Consider the following 16,125-nt stretch of genomic DNA (forward strand, 5'->3'; position numbering starts at 1 on the left):
GAGGCGACGTTGATGAAAGAACTTGGGAGCCTAGCCGATCTCAAGGATGTGCAAGTGGAGGAAAACCGCCGCGTGCACGCCGCTACGCATGATGAGATTGTGAAGGCAGCTACAACCGACGTCTATTTTTTACGGACGCTGGATATTTTAGAGGATATGGGCTTGAAGGATGCCGAGGTCGTTGCGGAGATCTTTCCACGGAAAGATGGCATCTTCGTGGGTATCGAGGAAGTTTTAAACTTGCTCAGGGGAAAGGACCTGGAGGTCTGGGCAATTGACGAGGGTGAATCTTTTCATGCAAAAGACACGGTCCTTCGGATCAAGGGACCTTATTCGGCCTTTGCGGTCTTCGAGACAACGATTCTCGGGATGTTGGCCAGCGCTTCCGGTTGGGCGACGGCAGCCCGCAGGGTGAAAGTAGCCTGCGGTAACAAGGACTTTCTCTGTTTTGGTGCGCGACACGTGCACCCCGCGATAGCCCCCGTCATGGAGCGGGCGGCCGTTATCGGTGGCGCCATGGGGGCGAGCTGTATATTGGCAGCGCGTCTATTGGAGATCGAGCCGTCAGGCACGGTCCCGCATAGCGCCATGCTCATCGCAGGGGATACCCTGGCTGTAGCAGAGTCCTATAACCGGATCATGCCACCGGAGCACAAGCGGACTATTCTGATCGATACCTTCAAGGACGAAGTGGAAGAGGCGATTCGTATCGCCGATGCGCTGGGCGATCAGCTCTACGGTGTCCGGGTGGACACGCCATCGGAACGGGGGGGCGTGACGCCTGGTCTGATCCGGGAGATGCGAGCGAAACTCGATCTGGCAGGCCACCAGCATGTGAAAATCTTTGTATCTGGTGGCCTGACCCCCGAACGAATCGAGCTTCTGTCTGAAGCTGGTGCGGACTCCTTCGGTGTCGGGAGTTACATTTCGGCAGCAGGGCCCATCGATATGACCATGGATCTGAAAATGGTAAAGGGGCAGGCTACGGCCAAACGGGGCAGGATCCCCGGGCTCGTGGAGAACCCTAAGCTCAAGAAAATCGATTTCTGATTTGATGTTGACAAGAGTATTGTAAGCGATTATAATATTCTTGTCGGCTCAAACGAGCGGAAGTGGTGGAACGGCAGACACGCTGTCTTGAGGGGGCAGTGATCAATCGATCGTATGGGTTCAAATCCCATCTTCCGCACCAGTCGACAAAGACCCCATCCGGAGAACCGGATGGGGTTCTTTTTTGTAGCTTAGGAAATAGCATGCGCAAAGAGATGTGGATGAAATGAGAATAAGTAGTTGGCATCAGTAGAGAGGAAAGATAAACTGATACTATGAAAACAACTGTTGATGCCAAATACAGAATAAAAGATATCTTCAGGGATCACTTTGCAGACTTCTGGAAAGAAAATGCCCATAAGTTTCCAGAGTCGCAACGAGAGCAGATTCAATCTCAAGTGAAGAAGATGATCGAATGTGGAGATCCAAAAGGTGGGTATATCAAATATAAGTGTACCCATTGCGCCGAAGAAAAGATAATTGGATTCACCTGTAAAAGTAGGTTTTGTAATCCGAGATTGGGCATCGGGACAGCTTTTCGATGTACCGCAAAAAATGCAAGGGGATCCGTACGGACGTATTGACAACCCTACCCAAAACACGTATACTAATCTTGTTGCCAAATCGCGCGGAAGTGGTGGAACGGCAGACACGCTGTCTTGAGGGGGCAGTGATCAATCGATCGTATGGGTTCAAATCCCATCTTCCGCACCAAAGACAACAAACCTGTCTACCGAAAGAGTAGGCAGGTTTTTTCTTTTTTGGTATAATCTGAGGAGAGGTGTCGATCCGTACACCCGAGATCGAAATCTCGGAAAGAGGGCTACCGTGGTCGGGCAGATGAAGGGCCCTGCGCTGGCGCAGGCCACTTCCTCTAGACGGGATAAGCCTGTGGTAGTCAACATCGAAGCCGCTGTCCTCAAGATCCGCGCTGAGCTGGTCAAACGTGGTAGCACGCGATAACAAGAACAACCCTCTGTAATCGACATGGTCCTCTAGGACCATTTTTCTTTAAGAGCGAAAGGGTGAGAACGATGGAAATAAGAAAAATCTACGATCGTCCCTACCGGATGATGCCACACCAAAGTGAAGAGGCACGCGATACCCTAAAGCGGCTCTTTGCCAAGGATGAGCCCCTCTACCTGGTCATCGACAATGAGAAGGCCTACGTGGATGCCAAGAGAGAGCATATCGCGACGCTCTTCGACAAGCACGGGATCGAGTCCAAGAGCGAGGAGCGGGAACTGGACAAGGAGAAAACATCCATTCTGGACTATTTGATCCGCGGTCGTAAGGAAATCTTCTTTCGGTTCGAAGCCCAGATTTCACCTGAAGACGAGGATATGATCGCGTCCTTGATGGAGGAGAAGATTTCATTCTTCATCAACCGGGCCCCTCTCGCCTGGCGCTTCAAGCATTACGATCTTTTGTTGGACTATCGCTTCGGCAACCTGTTGGTGAGTGATGATTTTTCCCGTTGGCTGGATGGAGAGGTGACCGATGCTTAGCGCTTTGATCATCTTCACCTCTGGACTCGTACAAGGCATGACGAGCTTCGGGTTCTCCATCTTGGCCGTTCCACTCCTGGGTTTCTTCCTACCGATGAAGACCCTGGTGCCCCTGTTGATTCTCTATTCTCTGGTGATCAACGTGCTGATTTTATGGCGCATCGGTCTGCCGGAGAATATCAAGGAAATCGGCCTGCTCGTGATCGCGGGCATTGTGGCCACACCACTGGGTACCTATCTGCTTCTGGTGATACCCGAGCTCGCGCTCAAGCGGTTTACCAGCCTGTTCATCCTGGTCTCCGCCTTGCTGATGCTGCTCGGAACCCGTTTTACGGTGAAGAACAAGCGGTTGGCCTACGGGGCCGTGGGGCTCTTCAGTGGTATGCTGAACGGGTCCATCAGTCTATCCGGTCCTCCCGTGATCTTGTTCCTAAACAACCTAGACGTGCCAAAGGTGACCTTCCGGAGGCAGCTGACGACATTCTTTCTGATTTTGAACGTGGTGACCATACCGATGCAGATCGCCGGTGGTCTCATCGATAGCGAGTTGCTGCTATTCTCTATCAAACTGTTGCCCGCCCTTGTGCTCGGCGTGTCCGCCGGTCTGATCATCGGCCACAAGATCCCTTCGGAGCAGTTCAAGCGATTTACCCTGGCGCTCGTTCTGGTCATGGGCATTATCTCCCTGACCTCAACCCTTTAGTCAACAACAAGCCCCCCTGCGCAGGATGATTGCGCAGGGGGGCTTGCTCTGTTCGGGGTTATTTTTTTCGTTCTTCTAGTTTTTCCATGACCCTGGACAGGGGGATTTCTTTTTCCCTCAGTAACACCAAGAGGTGGTAGAGTAGATCGGCACTCTCGGCGATCACCTCGCCCTGGTCGGTGTTCTTTGCCGCGATAATCACCTCGGCAGCCTCCTCGCCCACTTTCTTGAGAATCTTGTCAAGACCCTTGTCGAAAAGGTAGGTGGTGTAGGAGCCCTCCGGTAGATCACGCTTTCTGGTGGCGATCACTTTCTCGAGGGAAAAGAGTGTGTCGTTGAGATTGCTCTCGTCGGCGGCCAGGAGCTCACGGTAAAAACAGCTCTCCTCGCCGGTGTGGCAGGTGGGTCCTGAGGCTTCAGCCCGAATGAGGAGGGCATCACCATCGCAGTCGTAGGCGACGGAGCGAAGAGACAAGGTATTACCGCTGGTCTCGCCCTTGGTCCAGAGGGTCTGCCGGCTACGCGAGAAGAAGGTGACCAGACCGGTCTCGAGGGTTTTTTCGATGGATGCGGGCGACATGTAGCCGAGCATCAGGACCTTCCCAGAGCTGGCGTCCTGTATGATGGCCGGTAGCAGTCCGTCGGCGTTGTACTTTAGTTCGGGTAATTTCATCGTATGATCAGTCCTTTGCCTCGTAGGTAGTGTTTTAAGTCTGGGATCATGATTTCTTTCCGGTGGAAAATGCTCGCCGCCAGCGCGGCATCGGCACCCCCGAGGGTGAAGGCCTCGAGAATATGGTCTCGAGAACCAGCTCCTCCAGAGGCGATGACAGGAATGGATAGGTTGTCGGTCAAGAGGGAGAGCAGTTCGAGATCGTATCCCGTCTTCACGCCATCTTGGTCGATGCTGTTCATGACGATCTCACCGGCGCCTCGTCGCTGACCTTCCAATGCCCAATCGAGCACCTTGCGATCCGTACGGACGCGACCGCCCTTGAGGTACACGTACCAATCGCCCGCCTCGCGTTTGCCGTCGATAGACAACACAACACACTGGGCCCCGTACTTCTTTGAAGCCGCATTGATGAGGTCGGGATCGGCCACGGCCGAGGAGTTGATGCTCACCTTATCGGCGCCGGATTTCAGCGCCTCGTCGAAATCATCGAGGGAGGCGATGCCACCCCCGATGGTGAAGGGAATATTGATGGTATCCGCCACGCGACGGGCAAGGTCGAAAAGATTCTTTCTTCTTTCGTGGGAAGCGGTGATATCGTAGAAGACCAGCTCATCCGCCCCTTGGTCTGCATAGTAGGCCGATAGGGCCACGGGATCGTCGATGGGGATAACGTCCTCGAATTTCACCCCTTTCACCACCATGCCATCCTTGATGTCCAGACAGGGGATCAAACGCTTGGCTAACATGAGAGGGCCTCCTTAATATCCAGTGTTCCTTCGTAAAAGGCCTTACCCACGACGACCTCCGGGATTCCGGCTTCTTTCAGGGCCACCAGGTCGGCGTAATCCTTCACCCCCCCTGAGGCGATGAGCGATAGGGGATAGGCCGCTTTCAGTTGCCGATAGAGGGCGAGATTCGGTCCTGACAGCATCCCGTCTTTGGAAATATCCGTGATCAGCACCCGGTAGGCGCCGAAGTTCGTGCATTCTCTGAGGGCTTGGTCCAGCGGGAGGTTCGCGTCTGTCAGCCATCCCTCCGTCATCACGCGCCCGTCCTTCACATCCAGGCTAACCACCACCCGATCACGGTAGCGGCGGAGCAGCTTGAGCAGGGCCGTCTTGTCCGTTGTGGCCAGCGTCCCCACGACGATACGGTCGAGGCCCCGTTTGATTAGCTCCTCGGCCATCTCGTAGGAGCGGATCCCGCCACCGTATTCGATGGACAGGCCGAGTTTTTTCATCTCTAAAATCTTGTCGAGGTGGATGAAACGTCCCTCTTTCGAGGCATCGAGATCCACCACGTGTAGCATCGAGGCTCCATTGCGCTGGTAGTGTTTCGCCGCGTCAAGGGGATCGTCAAAATACACGGTTTTCTCCTTGAAGTCCCCCTGTTTCAAACGAACCGCCTGGCCATCCGATATATCGATGGCCGGAATCACTCGGAACATGTGACCCCTCCTTTCTCTATACAGGCTCTCAAGATCTCGAGACCCACTTCGCCGGACTTTTCCGGGTGAAACTGCAGGCCCGTCAGGTGGCCGTTGTGAACGAGTGCTGGTACCGTGACGCCGTAGTCGGCTGTGGCCACATAGGTCTCGGGCTCGCCACCCTCTAAGTAGTAGGAATGAACGAAATAAACGTAATCGAAAAGCGACGCCTTGAGAAAGTCCTCCGCGCGACCAGGTTCCAATTCATTCCATCCCATGTGCGGGACCTTCAGCGAAGGATCGGAAAAGCGGCGCAGGCTACCCTTCAAGAATCCAAGACCCGCTACAGGACCATCTTCCTCGCTCGATTCGTAAAAGAGCTGCATACCTAGACAGATACCCATCAGGGGTTTTTTCTCTCGATTGCGCTGGCCAAGGACGGCGATGAGTCCTTTTTCCTCCAGTGCTTCCATGGCAGGGCGGAAGGCCCCTACGCCAGGGAGAATGGCAAGGTCAGCAGCTAGGATCGCCGCGGGGTCATCGGTGAGAAGAGGCGTGCAGCCCACTTTCTTCACCGCGTTGGTCAGGTTGTAGATGTTGCCGACACCGTAGTCGACAATCACGATTCGTTTCATCACTCCAGCGCTCCCTTCGTTGAGAGCAGTTCATCATTTTCAGCGAAGGCCTCTTTCAGGCAGAGGCCCAGGCCCTTGAAGCCAGCCTCTACAATGTGGTGCTTGTTCAGACCGCATTGGGGCCTGAGGTGGAGATTGAAGCGCCCGTGATTCACCAGAGCCTGCAGAAACTCACGAACGTTTTCAAGATCGAAGTCCTCGATCTGCCCCGTCATGTCCATGGTGGATCCGAGGTAGGGACGTCCCGCCACATCGACGGAACAGAGGACGAGGGCATCGTCCATAGGGACCGTTCGGTCTGCGAAGCGTTTGATCTTCTTATTCTGTTGGTAGAGATCCCGGAGGGCCTCACCAAAGACGATGCCCACATCCTCCACCAAGTGGTGGGCCAGGTCGCCGGAGGCAACCAACCTTGCCTCGGTTCCCATGTAACGGCACAAGATCTCAACGAGGTGGTCGAAAAAGGGGATGCCCGTTCGAATATCCTGTCCACCGTCACCGCCGAGGGTCAGGGATAGGTCGATTTGCGTTTCCTTGGTTTCACGTGTTCGCTGGGTGTTACGCATCTTTGATCGCCTCCTTCAACAGGCTGAGTACAAGGTCGTTTTCTTCTGGTGATCCGATGGTGATCCGCATCCGATCGGTGAGCAGATTTTCCTTGAAAACACGCAGGACAATGCCAGCCCTGTGCATGGCGAGCGCAATCTTCTGCGGGTCCTTGGGACGGATCATCACGAAGTTTGCATCAGAGGGTAGATAGGGGATGCCAAGCTGGGCGAGCGCCTCGTAGTAGCGCTCCCTTTCGCTGCGGATGGCCTCGCGGACCCTAGGGATATCTACACGATCGACAGTCTTCTCCGCCACGTAGACCGAGAGGCCACTGACGTTGTAGGGCATACGGCGGGCGTGGATGGCCGCCAGGGTTTCTTTCTGGGCGATCCCGTAGCCCACGCGCAGGGAAGCGAGTCCATAGGCTTTGGAGAGGGTGCGGAGCACGATCAAGCGCGGCTCCTCTTTCGCCATGGCCGTCAGGCTCCCGCGGTCGGAGAATTCCACATAGGCTTCGTCGAGGGCCACGATATTCTCGGTGGCTTCTAGGACGCGCCTTACATCGTCTTCCCCAAGGGATTGTCCCGTGGGATTATTGGGTGAACAGAGAAAGACCAGTGCGTCGGGGCGGTCTGCCAGGTACTCGATCAAACCCTCCACATCGAAGCGCAGATCCGCTAGTGGTTCGATCCCCACATAGGGGCGGTCGAGTCCCGTGGCCAGCTTTCGGTATTCGCTGAAAGTAGGTTCTAAACTCACCACCGGTTGATCGGCGGTGGTGTAGGCCATGATCAGCAGCTGGATCAATTCATCAGAGCCGTTGGTCAGGATCCCTTCGTCGGGCGTGAGCCCGTAGGGGGCAGTCAGCTTGGTCAACAGGCTCCTGTAGGTCGTATCGGGATAACGGTTGAAATCAAAGCAAGCCCAGTCATCTGGATTCAGGTCGACGTAGTGACGGGTATTTTCATTGGCATTCAACAGGATCATTTCAGACGCACCTCCACGCTTCGCTTGTGTTCGACCAAGCCTTCCAAACCAGCGAAGGTGGCGATCATACTACCTTTTGCACGGAGGGCCTCCTCCGAGTACTCGAGATAACTCTGGCGTTTGTAAAAGTCATAGGTGGAGAGGGGACTGAAAAACCTGGCCGTCCCACTCGTGGGTAGCGTGTGGTTGGGACCGGCGAAATAGTCACCGACAGGCTCCGGGCTAAAGGGGCCGATAAAGAGACTGCCGAAGTGACGGAGGGCCGAAAAGGCCTTCTCTTGATCGCGCACCATAAGCTCCAGGTGCTCTGGCGCCAGTTGATTGGACAGGTCGAAGAGTTCCTCCATGGTCTCACGCTGGAGATAGTAGAGTCCCTGGCTATAGACAGCCTCTAGAATCTCCCGTCGGGGACTCGCCTCGATCCGCTCCCTGAGCAGGACGTCCACCTTTTCGAAGAGGTCTTCGTCCGTCGAGAGCAGGAAACAACGGGCCTCCTCGTCGTGCTCGGCTTGACTGAGCAGATCCTGGGCGATAAACAGGGGATCGGCACTATCATCGGCCAGCACCAGGATCTCGGAGGGTCCGGCGATGCTATCGATCGCTACGGTGCCGAAGACCTGCCTCTTGGCTTCAGCCACGTAGGCATTGCCCGGACCCACGATCTTGTCCACTCTGGTCATTTGCTCGGTTCCGTAGGCGAGGGCGGCGATGGCCTGGGCGCCCCCGGTTCTGTAGACCTCGTGCACCCCTAGAAAATCGAGGGTAGCGAGGACATAGGGGTCAATGCTACCATCGGAATCAGGCGGTGTCACCACGGCGATGCGAGAAACTCCGGCGCACTGGGCCGGGATTACATTCATCAGCACGGTGGAGGGGTAGGTAGCCTTTCCACCGGGGACGTAGAGACCGACGGCATCGAGGGCTAGCGTGCGCTGCCCGATCCGGGCCCCCTCGGGCGTGGTATAGGAGAAATCCTGAAACCGCTGTTGCTCGTGGTAGGTACGAATGTTTTCGCTGGCTTCTTTCAAGATCGCATAAAAATCCGGGTCCACAGATGCGGCGGCCTCCTCGAACGCCACTTCAGGTACCAACAGGTCTCGACCGCTGAAACCGTCGAAACGCTCGTTGTATGCGATGAGGGCTTGGTCCCCTCTGTTCTTCACGGCGCTCAGGATGCTGGCGACGGTTTCTGTGATGCCCGAGACCCCTGTGAGGGTCGGTGGGCTGGGGACCGGGTCCCCGCTGCGCAAGATGGGTTTCATTCGGACACCTCCAGAAAGGGCTTCAGGTCTTCGATCAAACGATCGATCAGACGGTGGTTGAGCTTATAAGAGACCTTGTTGGCGATCATGCGGGAGCTAACGGAACGCAGGGTCTCTTTGACCACCAGGTTGTTCTCCCTGAGCGTGCGCCCGGTCTCCACGATATCGATGATACAGTCGCTGATCTCGAGGAGCGGACCCAGCTCCACAGAACCGTTGAGCTTGATGATTTCTCCTGGGATCCCGATCTTCTCGAGGTATCGCTGGGCCTGCCGTTCGTACTTCGTGGCGATCCGCAGGTTGGTGTACTGCGTACGATCGAAGTCGGGCTTGGCAGCAAGAGACAGATCGCAGACGCCGATTTTCAGATCGAGCAGTTCGTAGAAAGCATCGGAATACTCGAGGAGCACATCGCTTCCGACGATACCAATGTCGGCAAATCCCTTGTCCACGTACAGCGGGACATCGGGGGCCTTGACCTCGATGAGCTGGAGGCGTTTCTCACGATCCTCGATAATCAGCTTGCGGGTTTTCAGCTGGTCAAAGGTGAAACCCGCTTGTTCAAGCAATGAGATGAAGGCCTTGTGTACGCGGCCTTTGCTGATGGCGATCCTGAGCATGACTAGTGCCTGGATTCCTGGTCGCCGAAGAAGGGGATCTGCTCGATGAACCGTTCGTAGGGTGTGCGGTCGAAGGTGTTTTGGAGGTTGTTGACGATTTTCACATCTTCATTTTCGATCGCTAGGATGTACCGGCTCTTGGTGTTCTTAATGGTATCGGCGGAGAGCTCACGCTCCACGTTCTCTACCGTGAAGCCTGCTTTTCTAAGTTCGTCGCCCAACCGGATGATCCGTCCCAGATCATCGGCAGTGGTCATGATGGTGAAGTCATTCGACAGGGTGTTTTTGGCATTCATGGTCAAGCCTCCTTGTAGGGTTTCGTAGTCAAAGCCAAAGCCGATACCGTGTACATCTCGGCCGTTGTACTGGATGTGGTAGCGTCCTCCTGTCACTAGGTGCATGGTGTAGTTCGCACCGAACAGTTTGAAGAGAATACCGTCGTAGTAGCTGTATTTCGAGGTCATGGAAAAATCAATGGTCAGGTGCTTGGCATAGGGCGTACCCATGAAGAGACGAATCCGTTCCTCGAAGGCATCGAGACTGGCCAGGAGATCAGCTTCGTCTGCCAGGGCCTTTCTGAAGGTGGGTAGGATTTCATCGGGGGTACCGAAGGCCTTGGGGAGATCGAGCAGGAGGGGGGCGAGCGGATGAGCCGGATCGAGCAGATCTTCCAGATCGTGTTTGCTCTTTCGGTGAACCGCATCGTAGAGCTTCCTACGGATCCGGACGTCCTCTGTGTAAGCTGCCAGGATACCCTTCAAGATTTTGGAGTCGCCGACCTCGAGATAATAGGTGTCCACTGGTAACGACTCGACGAAACGACAGGCCATGGTCAGCATCTCCAGATCGCTGTAGCGACTCGGTGGGCCAAAACGCTCTGCTCCGCCCTTGAGCCGCTCTGTAGCCGTGGGCAGTGGCTCGTAACCCCGGGTGGTGTAGAAGACGGTGTCCGGTAGCTCCGCCTCCACCATGGCCTTAAAGAGGCTGAGGGTGGGGTCTTCATGCAGGAGCCGTACGTTGGCGCCCCCATCGATGAACTTGAGGGTTTTCTTCACGCTTCGCTCGTAAAAGGACTCAGAAGGAATCGGATCGTCCAAGGTCTCCGGAAAGATCCTTGTGTATCCGTGAAGCTGACAAGTGTCCGCCAATGCTTCGGTGATCAGGTTCCTTTTTCTGTGGTTCTCATTTGTCATAGTGTTTTCTCCTCCTTCTCGGTCTTCTGTGCAAATAAAAAACCCCCACCCGATTACATCCGGGTGGGGGTCCATGTATAAAGACCTCTTGATCACCACCTAGATGCGCGCTCCATGTAGAACGAGAGCTCGCATCCGTGGTGAGTTATTCAACACGATACCAGCTCATCTAGTGATGATGATGATGTTTTTGTACGAATTGTAATGTGGCAAACATAGGGGGCACCTTCCTCGTGTGTGGTCTTTCCCTTTGGTTTTTCTCATTGTAGCAACCTATGACGATTTTGTCAAACTTATTTACAAGATGGGGACATCGGTGGCATGAGGAGGTTGAAATAGTCTATAATAGAGGCAGGTTGATGAAAATGGGAGAGAAGATGGGGGTCGGCCGATTGGCCTGTCCCGCGAAATCCTGGCCAGGGCCAGCGACAGATGAAAGGAAGCGATGAACCGTTGAACAAATCCAAACAACTGATGCTGATCATAGGCCTTCCGATCCTCTGCTTTGTGATTGGATTTTTTGGGGTCAAGTGGTACCTCACCGGTCAGGGCACCCTTGCAGGAGAACCAGCGAGCACAGCGCTGGCCGGTAAGATGCCGAGCCCGGTACAGAACAGGGAAGAAGCGCTGGTAGAGGAGGAAGTCCCTGCCGCAACGGAGGAAGAGGTGGCCCAGACCAGCGGTGAAGAAGACGAAGAGAAAAGCGGGGCTGTTGAGACGGAAATCGTTGTCCTCCAGCCGCTTAGGCTCTATGCTGTACAGGTGGGCAGTTTTAGCTCCGGCGATGCTGCTGCCGAGGCGGTGGCTGCACTCGTGGCCTCCGGTCAACCGGCGTCGATCATCGAGGACGGGTACCACAAGGTCATTGTAGCTTGTTCCGGTCAGAAGGATGCGATCGCCGCGATGATTCCGACCGTGAGGGAAACCCACGAAGGGGCTTTCACCTTGGAGATCCCGCTGGACGAGAGGCGGGTCGAAGTGCCCGCCGGTGTTGCGGATGATCTAGCGCAAAAGGACGAGATGGTCAAGGGTGCCCTGGTAGAGGTGGGACAACAGTTCACTTGGCCCATCGGGATCGAGGGTTCTGTGACCATTGCGCCCGCCGAGGGGATCGATTCGCTGGAGGGTGAAGCCGAGGGGGTCGACAAAACTTTAACGGATGTGGCCAATCGATTGGACCGCATGCGGTCTGGCTCAGCGCAAACCGCATGGCAACTCTACCTGGACAGTGTTTCGCAGATGTCCTCTGTGCAGTGAAGCACCAAGCCAACTTGCATATTCACCGGGAAACTGGCTGGGAAAATAGTTATATCGTTAAATTAGTAACGGTCGAACGCCGGTGATTTCAAGGGATACACGCGACGTGACCAAGGGGTGATTTCCACAAAAAAATCATATTTACGGTTGGTTTTGTTGCATGTATACAGTATAATGTTCTGTGGAAACGTTTTTTGAACGTACTATTATCAAGAGGGGTGAAATTATGGGATTATTGTCCTTTAAAGGGGGCATCCATCCGCCGCACGCCAAGTCGATGACCGCAGGTCTTCCGATCGAGACCTTCAAAGATGTCGATGTGGTGACCATCGCCATGCGGCAGCACATCGGTGCGCCCTGCGAACCGATGGTGAAGAAAGGTGACCGCGTGCTGGTGGGTCAAAAGATCGGTGAGCAGACGTCCTTCGTGGGCGCTCCGGTCCACGCCAGTGTCTCGGGTACGGTTCAGGCTGTCAAGGAAATGGCCGTTCCCGGTGGCAAAGCGATGTGCGTCGTGATCGAAAACGACAAACTGTATGAAGTACACGAGAGCGTAGTGCCGAAGAAAGATCTCGAGGAGCTGACGAAAGAAGAAATCCTGGGGATCGTCAAAGAAGCGGGCATCGTGGGCATGGGGGGCGCAGGCTTCCCGACGCATGTGAAGTTGAGTCCTCCGCCGGACAAGAACATCGACACGCTGATCTTAAACGGTGCCGAGTGCGAACCTTACCTGACACCGGACCATCGCCTGATGCTGGAGATGCCGGAGAAAGTGGTTTACGGGGCAGAGGCCCTGATGAAGGCCCTGGACCTGGACCGCGCCTACATAGGCATCGAGAACAACAAGCCGGACGCCATCAAAACGATGAAGAAGGCTGCCGAGGGGAAACCGGTTGAGATCGTGACCCTCGAGACGAAGTATCCGCAAGGTGCCGAGAAGCAGTTGATTTATGCCGTGACCAAACGTGAGGTACCCTCGGGTGGCCTGCCGATGGAAGCCGGGGCCGTCGTGAACAACGTGGCCACAGCTGCGGCTCTAGCCGATGCCATCCAGACGGGCATGCCCCTGGTAGAGCGGCTTTGCACGGTGACGGGCGCCGGTATCCAGACGCCGAAGAATCTGAAGATCCGTGTGGGCACGAATGTATCAGAGATCCTGGCGTATTGCGGGGGATACAAGGGCGACAAGGGCAAGCTGATCATGGGTGGGCCCATGATGGGTATGGCCCAGTCATCTGATGATATTCCTTCGACGAAAACCACCTCCGGACTTTTGGTGTTTCCCGGAGAAGAGGCGATCATCGCCGATCCGGAAAACTGCATCAAGTGCGGTAAATGCGTGGACATCTGTCCGGCATTCTTGCAACCCGTATACCTATCGGCCTACAGTTTGAAACAAGATTTCGACAAGGCGGAGAGCTACAGCGCCCTCGATTGTATCGAGTGTGGTTCTTGTTCCTTTATCTGCCCGTCGAAGAGACCTTTGCTTCATTCCATTCGCGTGGCCAAGAGAGAAATCCTCGCGAAGAAGCGAGCATCGAAATAGAGGGAGGATCGATTCATGGAAGGAAAATTTAGGGTATCCTCATCTCCGCACATACGGTCGAAGGAAACGATCTCGACCATCATGCGCGATGTGCTCATCGCTCTCACCCCCGCAGCTGCCTTCAGCGTCTATCTTTACGGCATGAACGCACTGATCCTCATGGTACTATCCGTGGCGACAGCGGTCGGAACAGAAGCGGCGATCCAGAAGATGAGAAACCAACGAGTGACAATCAAGGACTACAGCGCGGCAGTGACGGGCTTACTGCTCGCGATGAACATTCCCGCATCGGCCCCCTGGTGGATGCCGATCGTCGGTAGTGTATTCGCGGTCGCAATCGTCAAGCAATTATTCGGTGGCCTCGGCCACAACTTTATGAACCCGGCGCTCGCCGCCCGCGCCTTTCTCATCGGCTCATGGCCAGTGGAGATGACAAGTTGGGTGGCTCCCGGTGCCGATGCCGTGTCAACGGCCACACCGCTGGGAATGAATCTGCTGAAGTCGGGTCAGATTCCGGCGGATCTGACGCTACTCGACCTGCTCATCGGAACCATCGGCGGTAGTCTCGGTGAAACGAGCGCCTTGCTCCTGTTGGCAGGTGGGCTCTACCTCGTTTACAGAGGGGTCATCTCCATTCGTATCCCGGCGATGTACATCGGTACGGTCTTTGTGCTGACGCTCGTGCTCTCCGGTTTCAACGTGATGGTATCCCTTTACAGCCTGTTTGCCGGCGGTCTAATCCTCGGCGCCTTCTTCATGGCGACGGATTACTCCAGCTCACCCGTAACGGCGAAGGGTCAGCTGATCTTTGCCTTTGGTGCCGGCCTGATCACCACGATCATCCGGTTCTACGGTGGTTATCCCGAGGGTGTATCCTACGCGATCATCCTGATGAACGTGGCCACACCGATCATCGAGAAGTACACGGCCCCCAGGGTCTTCGGGGAGGCGAAAGCATGAAGGAGATCATGAAACTCGGTAGCATTCTGCTCTTGATCTGCGTGATCGCAGCGGCGCTCTTGGGTCTGACCAATGAGGTGACCATCGGGCGCATACTCGAACAGCGGGAAGCCGCTGCCCAGGAAGCGCGTTTGGCTGTTTTACCTGAGGCGGACCGGTTCGAAGCGATCGATGCATCCGCTTATGAAAGCCTTGAACAACTCTTCGAGGGTTACAGTGGTGATGAGCTCGTGGGCCACGTGGCGAAGACGCTCCCCAGTGGCTTCGGCGGTGGCATTGAAGTCTTCGCCGGTGTGAGCACTGACGGGACCCTTACCGGCGTCCGCGTGGGTTCTCATGCCGAGACCCCCGGTCTCGGTGCCAACGTTACCCTCCCTTCATTCTACGACCAATACACCGGTATGGCCGCCGAGACGATCGGCGTTGCCAAATCTGCTCCCGGAGAGGGAGAGATCTTGGCCGTTACCGGTGCAACCATCACTTCCCAGGCGGTCACCGATGGCGTGAACGCGGCGATCGAGACCATCGACGCCCTGGGACAATAGGAGGTGTCTCATTTGAAAATCAAGAACTTCACGCAAGGACTCTTCAAAGAGAACCCCATATTCGTCCAGTTGCTGGGTATGTGTCCCACGCTCGCCGTCACGACTTCGGCCGAAAACGGTCTCGGCATGGGATTGGCCACTACGGCCGTCCTCGTGGCAGCGAACGTCGTGATCTCGATGCTCCGTTCGGTGATCCCAAGTAAAATTCGTATCCCGGCTTTCATCGTGGTCATCGCCAGCTTCGTGACCATCGTCGGCATGGTGATGGAGGGATTTGTCCCCGCCCTATACGATGCGCTGGGCCTCTTTATACCCCTTATCGTGGTCAACTGTATCATTCTGGCCCGTGCGGAATCCTTTGCCTTTAAGAACAGTGTGGGCAATTCCTTCCTCGATGGTCTGGGGATGGGTCTCGGGTTTACCATGGCCCTTGTGATCCTAGGGTCAGTACGTGAGCTCTTCGGCGTCGGCAGTATCTTCGGTCTGCAGATCCTGGGTTCTTTCTACAAGCCTGCGCTCATTATGATTTTACCCCCGGGTGCGTTTCTCGCCCTCGGGCTTCTACTGGCTATCAACAATGTGATCAAAGACAAGCGGAAAACCGCCTAAAGGAGGGAGTAAACAGTGGAAAACGCCAATATCTTTATTATTCTTGTCAGCGCCATCCTCGTGAACAACTTCGTCCTGTCGCGGTTCTTAGGGATCTGTCCCTTCCTCGGTGTCTCGAAGCAAGTGGAAACGGCCTTCGGTATGGGCATGGCGGTTACCTTCGTCATGACGCTGGCGGGCATCATCACCTACTTTGTGCAGTACTTCATCCTCGTACCACTCGGACTCGAGTTCCTGCAGATCGTGGCCTTCATCTTGGTCATTGCATCGCTCGTACAGTTCGTTGAAATTGTGCTCCAGAAGACGGCGCCCACGCTGTACCAGGCACTGGGTGTCTTCCTGCCGCTGATCACGACGAACTGTGCTGTGCTCGGTCTGGCACTGCTCAACATCCAGTACGAGTTCAATTTGCTCCAGACCGTGTTCCACTCCATCGGAGCGGCTGTCGGATTCTCGCTGGCCATCGTGCTCTTTGCAGGAATCCGTGAGAAACTGGAAATCGCCGATGTACCGAAGCCCTTCCAGGGCTTTCCGGTGGCACTGGTGACAGCTAGCCTGATGAGCATTGCTTTTCTCGGCTTTGCTGGACTCGTGTAGTA

The 16,125-nt window shown here is 55.4% G+C and carries 20 protein-coding genes and 2 tRNA genes; 13 read left to right on the forward strand and 9 right to left on the reverse strand.

Annotated features, from left to right (window positions below; all coding sequences use genetic code 11):
* Positions 1-12: 12 nt before the first annotated feature.
* From ACULM0_RS13590 to ACULM0_RS13620, 7 genes are all read left to right on the forward strand, one after another.
* Entirely contained in the window at positions 13-1,050 is a 1,038-nt protein-coding gene (locus tag ACULM0_RS13590) for a nicotinate phosphoribosyltransferase (RefSeq protein ID WP_463678080.1), read from the forward strand.
* Between the two features lie 56 nt (positions 1,051-1,106).
* Positions 1,107-1,192: transfer RNA gene (locus ACULM0_RS13595), tRNA-Leu, on the forward strand.
* Positions 1,193-1,325: 133 nt separating this feature from the next.
* Positions 1,326-1,634 carry a transposase zinc-binding domain-containing protein gene (locus tag ACULM0_RS13600; RefSeq protein WP_463678081.1) on the forward strand — a complete coding sequence of 103 codons (309 nt, stop codon included), beginning with the start codon at positions 1,326-1,328 and terminating at the stop codon, positions 1,632-1,634.
* Between the two features lie 44 nt (positions 1,635-1,678).
* A tRNA-Leu gene (locus ACULM0_RS13605) sits at positions 1,679-1,764 on the forward strand.
* A gap of 114 nt (positions 1,765-1,878) precedes the next feature.
* The gene (locus ACULM0_RS13610; protein WP_463678082.1) at positions 1,879-2,013 is read left to right on the forward strand and encodes a hypothetical protein; all 135 of its coding nucleotides are present in this window, start codon (positions 1,879-1,881) and stop codon (positions 2,011-2,013) included.
* A gap of 71 nt (positions 2,014-2,084) precedes the next feature.
* Positions 2,085-2,558, forward strand: a complete 474-nt coding sequence (locus ACULM0_RS13615; RefSeq protein ID WP_463678083.1) for a hypothetical protein — start codon at positions 2,085-2,087, stop codon at positions 2,556-2,558.
* Positions 2,551-3,261 carry a sulfite exporter TauE/SafE family protein gene (locus ACULM0_RS13620; protein WP_463678084.1) on the forward strand — a complete coding sequence of 237 codons (711 nt, stop codon included), beginning with the start codon at positions 2,551-2,553 and terminating at the stop codon, positions 3,259-3,261. Before ACULM0_RS13615 ends, ACULM0_RS13620 begins: the two co-directional genes overlap by 8 nt.
* Before the next feature lie 58 nt (positions 3,262-3,319).
* Here ACULM0_RS13620 and hisIE read toward each other — a convergent pair whose 3' ends face one another.
* The 9 genes from hisIE to ACULM0_RS13665 are packed head-to-tail and all read right to left on the reverse strand — an operon-like array spanning position 3,320 to position 10,609.
* Positions 3,320-3,934, reverse strand: coding sequence for a bifunctional phosphoribosyl-AMP cyclohydrolase/phosphoribosyl-ATP diphosphatase HisIE (gene hisIE, locus ACULM0_RS13625; RefSeq protein ID WP_463678085.1), 615 nt, complete (start codon positions 3,932-3,934; stop codon positions 3,320-3,322).
* Positions 3,931-4,683: an imidazole glycerol phosphate synthase subunit HisF gene (gene hisF, locus ACULM0_RS13630; RefSeq protein ID WP_463678086.1), complete on the reverse strand. Its 753-nt coding sequence runs from the start codon at positions 4,681-4,683 to the stop codon at positions 3,931-3,933. The genes hisIE and hisF overlap by 4 nt, the downstream gene beginning before the upstream one ends.
* Complete coding sequence (hisA, locus tag ACULM0_RS13635) at positions 4,677-5,384, reverse strand: 1-(5-phosphoribosyl)-5-[(5-phosphoribosylamino)methylideneamino]imidazole-4-carboxamide isomerase (protein WP_463678087.1); 708 nt, start codon at positions 5,382-5,384, stop codon at positions 4,677-4,679. The genes hisF and hisA overlap by 7 nt, the downstream gene beginning before the upstream one ends.
* Positions 5,372-5,998, reverse strand: a complete 627-nt coding sequence (hisH, locus tag ACULM0_RS13640) for an imidazole glycerol phosphate synthase subunit HisH (protein ID WP_463678088.1) — start codon at positions 5,996-5,998, stop codon at positions 5,372-5,374. Before hisH ends, hisA begins: the two co-directional genes overlap by 13 nt.
* Complete coding sequence (hisB, locus tag ACULM0_RS13645; RefSeq protein ID WP_463678089.1) at positions 5,998-6,564, reverse strand: imidazoleglycerol-phosphate dehydratase HisB; 567 nt, start codon at positions 6,562-6,564, stop codon at positions 5,998-6,000. The genes hisH and hisB overlap by 1 nt, the downstream gene beginning before the upstream one ends.
* Complete coding sequence (locus tag ACULM0_RS13650; protein WP_463678090.1) at positions 6,557-7,534, reverse strand: pyridoxal phosphate-dependent aminotransferase; 978 nt, start codon at positions 7,532-7,534, stop codon at positions 6,557-6,559. The genes hisB and ACULM0_RS13650 overlap by 8 nt, the downstream gene beginning before the upstream one ends.
* Positions 7,531-8,796: a histidinol dehydrogenase gene (hisD, locus tag ACULM0_RS13655; RefSeq protein WP_463678091.1), complete on the reverse strand. Its 1,266-nt coding sequence runs from the start codon at positions 8,794-8,796 to the stop codon at positions 7,531-7,533. The genes ACULM0_RS13650 and hisD overlap by 4 nt, the downstream gene beginning before the upstream one ends.
* Positions 8,793-9,416 (reverse strand): ATP phosphoribosyltransferase, encoded by a 624-nt coding sequence (gene hisG, locus ACULM0_RS13660; RefSeq protein WP_463678092.1) that lies wholly within the window; start codon positions 9,414-9,416, stop codon positions 8,793-8,795. Before hisG ends, hisD begins: the two co-directional genes overlap by 4 nt.
* A gap of 2 nt (positions 9,417-9,418) precedes the next feature.
* A complete protein-coding gene (locus ACULM0_RS13665; protein ID WP_463678093.1) occupies positions 9,419-10,609 on the reverse strand; it encodes an ATP phosphoribosyltransferase regulatory subunit in 1,191 nt (396 codons plus the stop codon).
* A gap of 453 nt (positions 10,610-11,062) precedes the next feature.
* Here ACULM0_RS13665 and ACULM0_RS13670 point away from each other — a divergent pair, with 453 nt between their 5' ends.
* The 6 genes from ACULM0_RS13670 (at position 11,063) to rsxA (ending at position 16,123) form a co-directional block, all read left to right on the forward strand.
* On the forward strand, positions 11,063-11,866 hold the full coding sequence (locus tag ACULM0_RS13670) for a hypothetical protein (protein ID WP_463678094.1): 804 nt from the start codon (positions 11,063-11,065) through the stop codon (positions 11,864-11,866).
* Between the two features lie 226 nt (positions 11,867-12,092).
* Positions 12,093-13,412 (forward strand): electron transport complex subunit RsxC, encoded by a 1,320-nt coding sequence (gene rsxC / locus ACULM0_RS13675; RefSeq protein WP_463678095.1) that lies wholly within the window; start codon positions 12,093-12,095, stop codon positions 13,410-13,412.
* Between the two features lie 15 nt (positions 13,413-13,427).
* Entirely contained in the window at positions 13,428-14,372 is a 945-nt protein-coding gene (locus ACULM0_RS13680; RefSeq protein WP_463678096.1) for an RnfABCDGE type electron transport complex subunit D, read from the forward strand.
* The gene (locus ACULM0_RS13685) at positions 14,369-14,917 is read left to right on the forward strand and encodes an RnfABCDGE type electron transport complex subunit G (RefSeq protein WP_463678097.1); all 549 of its coding nucleotides are present in this window, start codon (positions 14,369-14,371) and stop codon (positions 14,915-14,917) included. The genes ACULM0_RS13680 and ACULM0_RS13685 overlap by 4 nt, the downstream gene beginning before the upstream one ends.
* 12 nt (positions 14,918-14,929) lie before the next feature.
* Positions 14,930-15,526: an electron transport complex subunit RsxE gene (rsxE, locus tag ACULM0_RS13690; protein WP_463678098.1), complete on the forward strand. Its 597-nt coding sequence runs from the start codon at positions 14,930-14,932 to the stop codon at positions 15,524-15,526.
* Positions 15,527-15,541: 15 nt separating this feature from the next.
* The gene (gene rsxA / locus ACULM0_RS13695; protein ID WP_463678099.1) at positions 15,542-16,123 is read left to right on the forward strand and encodes an electron transport complex subunit RsxA; all 582 of its coding nucleotides are present in this window, start codon (positions 15,542-15,544) and stop codon (positions 16,121-16,123) included.
* The last annotated feature ends 2 nt before the right edge of the window (positions 16,124-16,125 follow it).

Source organism: Halotolerantifilum yawarlongkerapense (genome assembly GCF_054506745.1).

What these genes read in the sequence shown, in the direction of transcription:
- hisH (WP_463678088.1), bottom strand. Translation starts at nt 5,998, where the DNA reads ATGAAACGAATCGTGATTGTCGACTACGGTGTCGGCAACATCTACAAC.
- hisB (WP_463678089.1), bottom strand. Translation starts at nt 6,564, where the DNA reads ATGCGTAACACCCAGCGAACACGTGAAACCAAGGAAACGCAAATCGAC.
- ACULM0_RS13685 (WP_463678097.1), top strand. Translation starts at nt 14,369, where the DNA reads ATGAAGGAGATCATGAAACTCGGTAGCATTCTGCTCTTGATCTGCGTG.
- hisIE (WP_463678085.1), bottom strand. Translation starts at nt 3,934, where the DNA reads ATGAAATTACCCGAACTAAAGTACAACGCCGACGGACTGCTACCGGCC.
- ACULM0_RS13665 (WP_463678093.1), bottom strand. Translation starts at nt 10,609, where the DNA reads ATGACAAATGAGAACCACAGAAAAAGGAACCTGATCACCGAAGCATTG.
- hisD (WP_463678091.1), bottom strand. Translation starts at nt 8,796, where the DNA reads ATGAAACCCATCTTGCGCAGCGGGGACCCGGTCCCCAGCCCACCGACC.
- ACULM0_RS13650 (WP_463678090.1), bottom strand. Translation starts at nt 7,534, where the DNA reads ATGATCCTGTTGAATGCCAATGAAAATACCCGTCACTACGTCGACCTG.
- hisG (WP_463678092.1), bottom strand. Translation starts at nt 9,416, where the DNA reads ATGCTCAGGATCGCCATCAGCAAAGGCCGCGTACACAAGGCCTTCATC.
- hisA (WP_463678087.1), bottom strand. Translation starts at nt 5,384, where the DNA reads ATGTTCCGAGTGATTCCGGCCATCGATATATCGGATGGCCAGGCGGTT.
- ACULM0_RS13680 (WP_463678096.1), top strand. Translation starts at nt 13,428, where the DNA reads ATGGAAGGAAAATTTAGGGTATCCTCATCTCCGCACATACGGTCGAAG.
- ACULM0_RS13600 (WP_463678081.1), top strand. Translation starts at nt 1,326, where the DNA reads ATGAAAACAACTGTTGATGCCAAATACAGAATAAAAGATATCTTCAGG.
- ACULM0_RS13620 (WP_463678084.1), top strand. Translation starts at nt 2,551, where the DNA reads ATGCTTAGCGCTTTGATCATCTTCACCTCTGGACTCGTACAAGGCATG.
- rsxC (WP_463678095.1), top strand. Translation starts at nt 12,093, where the DNA reads ATGGGATTATTGTCCTTTAAAGGGGGCATCCATCCGCCGCACGCCAAG.
- ACULM0_RS13590 (WP_463678080.1), top strand. Translation starts at nt 13, where the DNA reads ATGAAAGAACTTGGGAGCCTAGCCGATCTCAAGGATGTGCAAGTGGAG.
- ACULM0_RS13615 (WP_463678083.1), top strand. Translation starts at nt 2,085, where the DNA reads ATGGAAATAAGAAAAATCTACGATCGTCCCTACCGGATGATGCCACAC.
- hisF (WP_463678086.1), bottom strand. Translation starts at nt 4,683, where the DNA reads ATGTTAGCCAAGCGTTTGATCCCCTGTCTGGACATCAAGGATGGCATG.